Annotated in this window: 8 protein-coding genes and 1 tRNA gene; 8 read left to right on the forward strand and 1 reads right to left on the reverse strand. The window is 60.8% G+C overall.

Going from position 1 to position 9,213, the window contains the following annotated elements:
- Nucleotides 1-81: 81 nt before the first annotated feature.
- The 7 genes from NW841_RS10285 to NW841_RS10315 all read left to right on the forward strand — a co-directional run bounded on the left by NW841_RS10285 (nt 82) and on the right by NW841_RS10315 (nt 7,657).
- Nucleotides 82-690, forward strand: a complete 609-nt coding sequence (locus NW841_RS10285) for a hypothetical protein (protein ID WP_414386279.1) — start codon at nt 82-84, stop codon at nt 688-690.
- A gap of 135 nt (nt 691-825) precedes the next feature.
- Complete coding sequence (locus NW841_RS10290) at nt 826-2,673, forward strand: NAD(P)H-quinone oxidoreductase subunit F (protein ID WP_414386275.1); 1,848 nt, start codon at nt 826-828, stop codon at nt 2,671-2,673.
- A gap of 13 nt (nt 2,674-2,686) precedes the next feature.
- The gene (locus tag NW841_RS10295) at nt 2,687-4,204 is read left to right on the forward strand and encodes an NADH-quinone oxidoreductase subunit M (protein ID WP_414376901.1); all 1,518 of its coding nucleotides are present in this window, start codon (nt 2,687-2,689) and stop codon (nt 4,202-4,204) included.
- Nucleotides 4,205-4,258: 54 nt separating this feature from the next.
- Nucleotides 4,259-5,425: a CO2 hydration protein gene (locus tag NW841_RS10300; RefSeq protein ID WP_414386277.1), complete on the forward strand. Its 1,167-nt coding sequence runs from the start codon at nt 4,259-4,261 to the stop codon at nt 5,423-5,425.
- Nucleotides 5,426-5,582: 157 nt separating this feature from the next.
- Nucleotides 5,583-5,654 (forward strand) — tRNA-Cys (locus tag NW841_RS10305).
- A 30-nt stretch (nt 5,655-5,684) separates the two neighbouring features.
- A complete protein-coding gene (locus tag NW841_RS10310; RefSeq protein WP_414333171.1) occupies nt 5,685-6,845 on the forward strand; it encodes a pyridoxal-phosphate-dependent aminotransferase family protein in 1,161 nt (386 codons plus the stop codon).
- 143 nt (nt 6,846-6,988) lie between these two features.
- Entirely contained in the window at nt 6,989-7,657 is a 669-nt protein-coding gene (locus tag NW841_RS10315; RefSeq protein WP_414364135.1) for a PHP domain-containing protein, read from the forward strand.
- A 28-nt stretch (nt 7,658-7,685) separates the two neighbouring features.
- Here the strand turns inward: NW841_RS10315 and NW841_RS10320 are convergent, their stop codons facing one another.
- On the reverse strand, nt 7,686-8,735 hold the full coding sequence (locus NW841_RS10320) for a potassium channel family protein (RefSeq protein WP_414371519.1): 1,050 nt from the start codon (nt 8,733-8,735) through the stop codon (nt 7,686-7,688).
- Nucleotides 8,736-8,823: 88 nt separating this feature from the next.
- Here NW841_RS10320 and NW841_RS10325 point away from each other — a divergent pair, with 88 nt between their 5' ends.
- Nucleotides 8,824-9,036 (forward strand): DUF2997 domain-containing protein, encoded by a 213-nt coding sequence (locus NW841_RS10325; RefSeq protein WP_414364137.1) that lies wholly within the window; start codon nt 8,824-8,826, stop codon nt 9,034-9,036.
- The last annotated feature ends 177 nt before the right edge of the window (nt 9,037-9,213 follow it).

A 9,213-nucleotide genomic window follows, 5' to 3' on the forward strand; every position in this document is an offset into this window, starting at 1 on the left:
CAACCCAACTGAAATTTCCTCCCCCCCCATTGGATCCCTCCCCCCTCTCTTTCCAGAAAGTCCGCGGGTGGCCCAGATCACCTGCCTTCCAGGCGCTTCCGCCCTCTCCTGCAAAACCCGTCGTTCTACGGCCTGTGGATCTCCTTTGCCATCGGCACCCTGATCGGCTTAAGTGCTATTGGGATTTCCGGCCCCGTGGGGGAGGAGCTGGTCGGTCTGGATCCTACCTCGGCTGCCAACAGCGTGGCCTTTTTTGCCCTGTTCAATGGGATCAGCCGTCCTTTGTTGGGCTGGTTGGCCGACCGACTCCAACCCTATCAGGTCACCGCCGGATCCTACGGGCTGATCTTGCTGGCTTGTGGGCTGATGCTTCTGCCTCCTCAGGTATCTCCCCTGCGCTACTGGGTGGCTTTTTCCTTACTGTGGTTCTGCCTAGGGGGGTGGCTGGCCATGGCTCCCACCCTGACTTTGCGCCTGTTCGATCCCGAACGCTATGCCCAGAACTACGGCATCGTGTTTACAGCCTATGGGGTTGGGGCTTTGACGGGAACTCTAATCACAGGCCAAATCCGCGATAGGCTGGGCAGCTATAGCTACACCTTTTACGGAATGGCTGCCCTGGCACTGGTGGGGATCGGGGTGGCCAGGGTTTTCTTGAGGGAGAAGCCACAGGATCCGCAGGTCAACTGAGCGCAGGCAAACAAAAGTTGAGGACGCCGCTGGTTTCCCTGAGAGAGTCAGGCCTCCCCGGCCGTTTCCTGCCTTGGAAGACGCTGTCTGCGGAAGTGACTATCATATCCTTAACCTTGTTGCGAGTAGCGGTGCATGTCAGGCTCCGAGGGCTGGGCAATGGGGCCAGAAAGCGCCTGGTGGCTCCCCCTCTACGGCTGGGTGGGGACAGCCCTGGCTCTGCCCTGGGCCAGTGGCTGGGTCAGGCGCAGCGGCCCGCGCCCGGCAGCTTACCTCAACATTGGGCTGACTTTGGCGGCCTTGATCCACAGCCTCCTCCTTTTGAGGCAGGTGTGGGGCCGGGATCCCTGTATCCTCAACTACCCCTGGTTTCGGGTGGCCGATCTGGATTTGACCCTGTCTTTGGAGATCTCGCCCCTGACGCTGGGGGCGGTAGTCTGGGTGAGCGGCCTGAGTTTGCTGGCCCAGATCTACGCCCTGGGGTATTTGGATAAGGACTGGGGCCTGGGCCGCTTTGCCGCCTTGATGGGCTTTTTCGAGGGGGGGATGACAGGGATCGCCCTCAGCGATTCGCTGTTTTTCAGCTACGCGCTGCTGGAGATGCTGACGCTTTCCACCTATCTGTTGGTGGGCTTCTGGTACGCCCAGCCGCTGGTGGTTACTGCAGCGCGGGATGCTTTTCTCACCAAACGGGTGGGAGACCTGTTGCTGTTGATGGGGGTGGTGGCGGTTTCCAACTTCTCCGGCTCTTTGACCTTTTCCGGCCTGCGGGACTGGGCGGCTACGACCAGCTTGGATCCGACTTGGGCGGCCTTGATGGGGTTGGCTTTGATTGCAGGGCCGCTGGGCAAGTGCGCCCAGTTCCCGCTCCACCTGTGGCTGGATGAGGCCATGGAGGGGCCCAACCCGGCTTCGATCCTGCGCAACTCGGCGGTGGTAGCCTGCGGCGCTTTTGTCTTGATCAAGCTGCAGCCCCTTTTGGCTCTCTCTCCCCTCACCGATGGGGTGCTGGTGGCCATCGGCACGATTACGGCTATAGGGGGATCCCTAGTGGCCTTGGCGCAAATCGACCTTAAGCGCACCTTCTCCTACTCCACCAGTGCCTACCTAGGCTTGGTGTTTGCAGCGGTGGGGACGGGGCAGCCGGATTTGGCCCTGGAGCTGCTGCTCATGCACGGCCTGGCCAAGGCGCTGCTGTTTATGGGGGTGGGATCCCTCATCTACACCACTTCTACCCAGGATCTGACGGAGCTGGGGGGCCTAGGGAGCCGCATGCCGGCTACCCTGGCCGCCTTTGCCGTGGGATCCCTGGGGATGGTGGCTCCACTGGGGTGCTTTTGGACTCTCATTCGCCTGGCGCTGGTGTACAGCGAGCCGGCCCTGATGGGGGTGTTGCTGCTGGTTAACGGGCTGACGGCTTTGAATCTGGCGCGGGTGTTTGGTCTGGTCTTTTTGGGATCCCCGCAGCCCAAGACGCGCCGCGCGCCTGAGGTGGGCTGGCTGATGGCCCTGCCCATGGTTATCCTGACAGTGCAGAACTTGCTGATGCCCTGGCTCTTCTGGCGCTGGGGGCTTTATCCCGCTTGGATCCCGGAGCTGCAGCAGATGGCTGTCTTGCTGGGGACCGCAGGGTTGCTGGGAGCCAGTGTTGGTGCCTGGCTGTACTGGGGAGGCCGGCGGCGGCTGCGCCTGCCCTGGCCGGAGCTGCAGGATCTCTTGGCCCAGGATTTCTACACCGGGCAGCTCTACCAGGCGCTGCTGGTGCAGCCGGTCAGCGCCCTCTCCCGCGGACTGGAATGGCTGGATCGCAACGGGGTGGATGGCCTGGTGAACGGGGTGAGCCTGGCTTTTTGGTTTAGCAGCGAAGCCCTCAAGTACACCCTGTCGGGGCGGATGCAGCTCTACGTGCTGATCATTGTCATTGGGGTCGTGGTGGTTACCGCTTGGCTGCTGCGTTCGCCCCATTTGGGATTGGCCTATTGAGTGGGAGGAAGCGATGCTCAGCCTTTTGGTCGGGATCCCGTTGTTGGGCAGCATCTTGGTGGGGCTGATCCCCGAGCGAGCGGGGAAGGGCCTGCACCGGACTTTGGCTTTGGGGTTTGGCCTGGCTTTGTTGGGGCTGGGCTTGGGATTGCTGCTGCTTTTGGATCCTCAAGAGCAAGGGATCCAGATGGCCGAACGAGTGGCCTGGATCCCGCAGTTGGGCTTGGTTTATGAGCTGGGGGTGGACGGGATCTCCCTGCCGCTAGTGGTGATGACTGGCTTGCTGGTGTTGATTGCCCTTTGGGCCAGCGGCCAGGTGGAGCGGCCTCGCCTCTACTACAGCTTGGTGTTGCTGCTGGCAGCCGCCATTGCGGGGGCTTTTCTGGCCCAGAACTTGCTGCTATTCTTCCTGTTCTACGAAGTTGAGCTGATCCCGCTTTATCTGCTGATTGCCATCTGGGGCGGGCCGCGGCGCACCTATGCTGCCACCAAGTTTTTGGTCTACACCGCTGTCTCTGGTATTCTGCTGCTGATTGGCTTTTTCGGCCTCAGTTGGCTGAGCGAGGTTCACAGCTTTAGTTACACCGTTCTGCAGGCCCACCCCTTGCCCCTGCTGCAGCAGCTTTTGTTGCTTGTTCCCATCCTGCTGGGGCTGGCCATCAAGATCCCCTTGGTGCCCTTCCACACCTGGCTGCCGGATGCCCACGTGGAGGCTTCCACCCCCATTTCGGTGCTCTTGGCGGGGCTCTTGCTCAAGTTGGGCACCTATGGCCTGGTGCGTTTTGGCCTACAGCTTTTGCCGGCTGCCTGGGAGCAAGCCGGGCCCTGGCTGGCCAGTTGGGCGGTGGCCAATGTGCTGTATGGATCCCTGAACGCCTTGGTGCAGCAAGATATGAAAAAGCTGGTGGCCTACAGCTCCATTGCCCATATGGGCTACATTCTCCTGGCCACGGCGGCGGCCACCCCCCTCTCCTTGGTGGGATCCCTATTCCAGATGGTGAGCCACGGCCTGATTTCCTCGCTGCTGTTTCTGCTGGTGGGTGCCGTCTACGCCAATACCGGCACGCGGGATCTCAGGTTGCTGCGGGGATTGCTCAACCCGGAGCGGGGCTTGCCGCTTATTGGCAGCTTGACGGTGTTGGGGGTGATGGCCAGCGGCGGCACGCCCGGCCTGGTGGGCTTTATTGCCGAGTTCACCCTCTTTCGGGGCAGCTTTCCCGTCTTCCCCCTGCAGACGCTGCTGTGCATGGTGGGGACAGGATTGACGGCGGCCTACTTTCTGCTAATGGTGAACCGTGTCTTTTTCGGGCGCCTCTCGGAAGTGGCCATTGCCATGCAACGACATGCCGCCGGAGAACGCCTGCCTGCTGTAGTTCTAGCAGTGCTGGTGGTGTGGCTCGGCCTCCAGCCTGCCTGGGCAACCCATTGGGTGGAGTCCACCGCCGCTCACTGGGCCAGGCCGGTGGTTCTCAATCTTGCTGAAGCAGGCAGGCCGATCACTGCTTTCGGGCCTGGGTCATCTTCGTTGTGACGATTTGGTGAGATCGACTGGGTTTTTGTTGTTGTCTCAACCGCTGCTTCTCCCATGACTGCTACCCTGGTTCCCGCTCCTTCCTGTTTCTTTCTGGCCGGCTTAGATCCTCTAGAGCAATGGCGACTGGCTCCTATTCTCCAACGCCTAGAGGCAGGGGGAGCCCTTGTGCCGGATTCCCCCAGCAACCGGCTGGAGGTGATCGGCATCCTCCATAGCTACGGCCGGGTGCTGGATGCCTACTCCCAGAATTTAATCTTCATTGCCGACCACCAATTTTTGGAGCTGTTCCCCGCTTTTAAGTACTTTAACGGCGAAATTACGCCGGGCAAATGGCTGCGCTACCTCTGGCACGATCGCATCAACTACGAGTTTGCCGAATACTGCATGAAAGCCATGCTCTGGCATGGGGGGGGCGGTCTGGATCGCTATCTGGATACTCCCGAATTTGTCGAGCGGGCCAAGGTGGCCATTCGGGCCAAGTTCCGCTTCAACCCCCTTCTGCAGGGCCTTAACTTCCTCTGCCCCGACTTTGCGCTGGAACAAGTGCGCATGCTGGCCATGTACAGCGGCCTGGGCCAGTTTTGGCGGGTGATGAGCGATCTCTTCCTGACCCTGGCCAAGCGCCACGAGAGCGAACCCCAGCTCACCCTTGCCGACGTGGTGGCCCACATCCAGCAGGGGTTGGTGGCAGCCGCCAACAAGCCCATCACCTACGCTCCCTGCATCTGGGGCCACCGCTACGAGATCATCCCCCTGTCGGCGGGGCTGACCTTCCTGCCCGACACGGCCCTGCCCTACGTGGAAGCCGTGTTTTTCCGCTCTTTCCCCTTCATGGGCACAGTCTCCTACAACGCCCAGGCGCACCAGATCCCAGTCGAGCAGGCGGACTTCGCCTATGGAGCCCTCTATGCCGATCCGCTGCCGGTGGGGAGTGCCGGGATCCCACCCACCCTCTTGATGCAGGATATGATGCGCCACCTGCCTGAGTCTTTGCGGGAGCACTACCGCCGCCAGCCGCGCGGGGAAGATGACCTCAGGGTGAAAATCTGCCTCAGCTTCCAAAAGGCCATGTTCTGCGTTACCACTGCCGCCCTGCGGGCCCTTGCCCCCTTTCCTCTGGAAACCCAGGATCCAGAGCAGCAGTCGGCTAACCGCGAGTTCCTTGCCCCTTGGCTGCAACGCCTGCTGGGATCCCGTCTGTTAAGTGTGCAAGACTAATGTTGGTTCTGTCGTTTTTCCAGGGACGCTTGGAGCGATATCTGGCTCGCCAGAAGAGCAGGGGCTGCTTTGTAACACCCTACGTCTGTAGCTCCCGCGCAGCGGTGGCTAGGGGATCCCATTTTCGGATACAATGTCTTGTCTGATTGAGGAGTAGGGTGGCGTAGCCAAGTGGTAAGGCAGAGGTCTGCAAAACCTCTATGCGCCAGTTCGAATCTGGCCGCCACCTCTTAAACCTGACCTCCCTGGCGGGACACGCATGAAAGACAAGTTGATGTTGATGATCCCCGGCCCCACTCCCGTTCCCGAGAGTGCGCTGCTGGCCATGGCGCGGGGGCCTATCGAGCACCGCAGCAAAGAGTTCACCGCCATCCTGGAAGAGGTGACGGAGGGGCTGCGTTGGCTGCACCAGACTACTTCCGATGTGTTTGTCTTTGCCTCCAGCGGCACCGGGGCCATGGAAGCCGGGATCCTCAACACCCTCAGCCCAGGGGAACGGGTTTTGGTGGGGGTCAACGGCAAGTTTGGCGAGCGCTGGGCCGAGATGTCGGAGCAATTTGGCCTGCAGTGCGAGCGGATAGAAACCCCCTGGGGCGTGCCCTATCCCGTCGAGGTCTTCCAAGAAAAGCTGGCCGCCGACCGGGAGAAGACCATCAAGGCGGTCATTCTCACCCATTCGGAAACCTCTAGCGGCGTGGCCAACGATGTGCAGGCCATTGCGGCTGCCGCCCGCGAGCATGGGGAAGCGCTGGTGATTGTGGATGCGGTCACCAGTTTGGGGGCGATGCCAGTGCCCATGGACGAGTGGGGCTTGGATGTGGTGGCCTCTGGATCCCAGAAGGGCTACATGATCCCGCCGGGGCTGGGGTTTGTGGCCGTCAGCCCGCGGGCCATGGCTGCTGCCGAGCGCTCTCGCTTTCCCAAGTACTACTGGAGCTTCAAGCTGGCCCAAAAAGCCCTACGCCAGGGCACCACTCCCTTTACCCCGGCAGTAAATCTGTTTTACGCCTTGCAAGTTACCCTGCGCCTGATGCGGGCGGAAGGGTTGGAGGCCATCTACCGTCGCCACGACCGCTTGGCCCAGGCCACCCGCGCCGGTGTCAAGGCGCTGGGGCTGAAGCTTTTGGTGAACCCAGAGTCGGCGGCCAGCCCCTCGGTAACAGCCGTGCTGGCTCCCGAAGGGATCAACGCCGACACTATCCGCAGCACCCTGAAGAAGCATTTCGACATTGCCCTTGCCGCTGGCCAAGACCACCTCAAGGGCAAGATCTTTCGCATCGGCCACCTGGGCTTTGTGAGCGACCGAGACATTCTCACCACGCTGGCTGCTCTCGAGTCAACCCTGCACACACTGGGCTACAGCGACTTCTCTCCTGGAGCAGCCCTCAAGGCTGCTGAAGAGATCTTGACCAACCCTTAGGGATCCCTGGCCACTACTGTAGTTCTCCACACCTGGCACCCCTCCTGCACCCCGGCTAGAATGGGTGGACATCCTTAACAAAACATAAAACTTCGGAGCTTAGCTTCTCTGGAGCAGCGCCTGTTGGGGAGGCAAGGGTAGCCATGCTGGTTGGTTTGCAATGGGATCCCTGTAGAGTAGCTTCTGCGGTGGAGCTGCGGCGGGTGCTGCAAGGGATCGGCCCTCTTTCTTGTCCCTTGCAGTACAACTTTCATCTGCACACCTGCTGCTCCGATGGGCGCATGGATCCGGCAGACTTGGCAGAGCAGGCGCGCCGGCACGGCCTCAAGGGCCTGGCCATCACCGATCACCACACCCTGAAGGGCTACGAACAGGCCCGCGCCCACCTGGATCGCGCCGAGGATCCCATTCTGTGGCCGGGGATCGAGATTACAGCCAACCTGCTGGGCTGCGAGGTGCATATTCTCGGCTACGGGTTTGATCCTGCCGACCCTGTTTTGGCTCCCTTTATCCAGGGGGAGCAGGTGCCCGGCCTGCCCGCTGCTGAGGCCATTGGGGCTATTCAAGCGGCTGGGGGCCTGGCAGTGCTGGCCCATCCTTTTCGCTACGGGTTGCCTGCGGAAGAGCTGGTTCCGGAAGCCGTGGAGTTGGGCCTAGATGGCCTTGAGGTCTACTACGCCTACAAAAACCCCGAAATTTGGGCTCCTAGCCCAGAAGAGACGGCGATCGGGGAAAAGCTGGCCGAGACCTACGGACTTTTGAAAACCTGCGGCACCGATTCTCATGGCCCCAGTATCCTGAGGCGGATTTGAGCAAAGCCACCCAATAGAAAACTGGCTCCTAGGGGCGGGGATAGAGCAACTGGCCCAGGCGACGCAACTGCTCGGCCGTGCCCATACACAGCAATAGATCCCCCGGCTGCAACAAGGTGTCCCCGCTGGGGCCGCCAATTAACTGGCCATCTGCCCGCCGAATCGCCACCACCAAAGCGCCAGATCGGGCTCGCAAATTGGCTTTCCCCAAGGTTTGGCCGACATAGGGGCATTCTTGGGCCGCCAGCTCGTACTCCTCCAGGTAAAAAGTGCGATCCCGGCCCGACAGGATCCCATCGACAAAGTCCACCACGCGGGGGCGTAAGGCCGCCGCCGCCATGCGTTTTCCACCGGTGATATAGGGAGAAATGGCGTGGGCAACGCCCGCTCGCTGCAGCTTTTGCAAAGCCTCTTCCGTGTTGGCGCGGGCAATGGCGCGGATGCGAGGGTTCAAGGTGCGGGCCGACAGCACCACATAGAGGTTTTCGGCATCGCTGGAGAGGGCGGCGATCAACCCCTCGGCCTGCTGTACCCGCGCCGCCAACAAGGTGGCATCCAGGGTGCTGTCCCCATGAAGAGCGATATATCCCAGCTCTTGCGCCACCTGAATTGCCTCGGCAGATTGATCAATAACCAAAAACGGCACCCCCTCTGCCTGAAACTCTTGCGCCACCTGCCGCCCAATGCGCCCAAAACCGCAAACGATGTAGTGGTTGTTCAGTGCTTCCATCTGTTTCTTCCACTTTCGCTGCCGGATCCCTTCCTGAAAATGCCCTTGGATGAGGGCCTCCGTAAAGCGGTTCACCATAAACCCGATGCTCAAAACCCCCATCAGGATCAAGGCCACCGTGAACAAGCGCCCCCGGTTTCCTAGCGGCCTCACCTCCATAAAGCCCACAGTGGTTAGGGTAATGACGCTCATGTAAAACGCTTCCACCCAAGGCCATTGCTCCACCCTGTGGTACCAGAGGGTGCCGATTAGGACAACGCCCAGCAGCGCCCCTACCCCCAAACCAAGATCCCGCCGGATGCCGGGATCCCTGTTGGCAGGGGGAAAAGGGTGACGAGCAGAAGCCATACGGCCCAGCCAGATCGAGTCGGGAAAAAGTGGGAACTACAATGGGTAGGAGAAAGTCAGTTGTCGAGCAGCAGCGAGGGGAGTGCAGATGCCCGAGTACATCAAGGTGGAATATCGGATCGACAAAAAAGGACAGGTGACCGAGACTGTGTTGAACGGATCTGGCTCCAGTTGTACTCTAGCCACGGCAGAGCTAGAAGCAGCCCTTGGAACTGTGCAAGAACGAAAGCTATTGCCGGAGTTTCATCAGCCAGCAGAAGCCGAGGTAGAATCGCAAGTCTCTTTACCGCAAACCTGCTGACTCCGTCTCCTTGCCCCCAGTTTTCCCCTATCTACCTGCCTACTTTCGCTTCTTGCTCCCCTTGCCAGCAGCGCCGCTGGATCGCGCCGCCCCAACTGCCGACTGAAACAGCCAAACCGCCAACGGAGCAGCAACAACCAAGATGATACTGGTGGGGCCGACGCCAAAATCCGGCTC

It is taken from the genome of Synechococcus sp. H60.3 (genome assembly GCF_047462295.1).
GTDB lineage: Bacteria > Cyanobacteriota > Cyanobacteriia > Thermostichales > Thermostichaceae > Thermostichus.

What these genes read in the sequence shown, in the direction of transcription:
- NW841_RS10300 (WP_414386277.1), top strand. Translation starts at nt 4,259, where the DNA reads ATGACTGCTACCCTGGTTCCCGCTCCTTCCTGTTTCTTTCTGGCCGGC.
- NW841_RS10325 (WP_414364137.1), top strand. Translation starts at nt 8,824, where the DNA reads ATGCCCGAGTACATCAAGGTGGAATATCGGATCGACAAAAAAGGACAG.
- NW841_RS10315 (WP_414364135.1), top strand. Translation starts at nt 6,989, where the DNA reads ATGCTGGTTGGTTTGCAATGGGATCCCTGTAGAGTAGCTTCTGCGGTG.
- NW841_RS10310 (WP_414333171.1), top strand. Translation starts at nt 5,685, where the DNA reads ATGAAAGACAAGTTGATGTTGATGATCCCCGGCCCCACTCCCGTTCCC.
- NW841_RS10295 (WP_414376901.1), top strand. Translation starts at nt 2,687, where the DNA reads ATGCTCAGCCTTTTGGTCGGGATCCCGTTGTTGGGCAGCATCTTGGTG.
- NW841_RS10290 (WP_414386275.1), top strand. Translation starts at nt 826, where the DNA reads ATGTCAGGCTCCGAGGGCTGGGCAATGGGGCCAGAAAGCGCCTGGTGG.
- NW841_RS10320 (WP_414371519.1), bottom strand. Translation starts at nt 8,735, where the DNA reads ATGGCTTCTGCTCGTCACCCTTTTCCCCCTGCCAACAGGGATCCCGGC.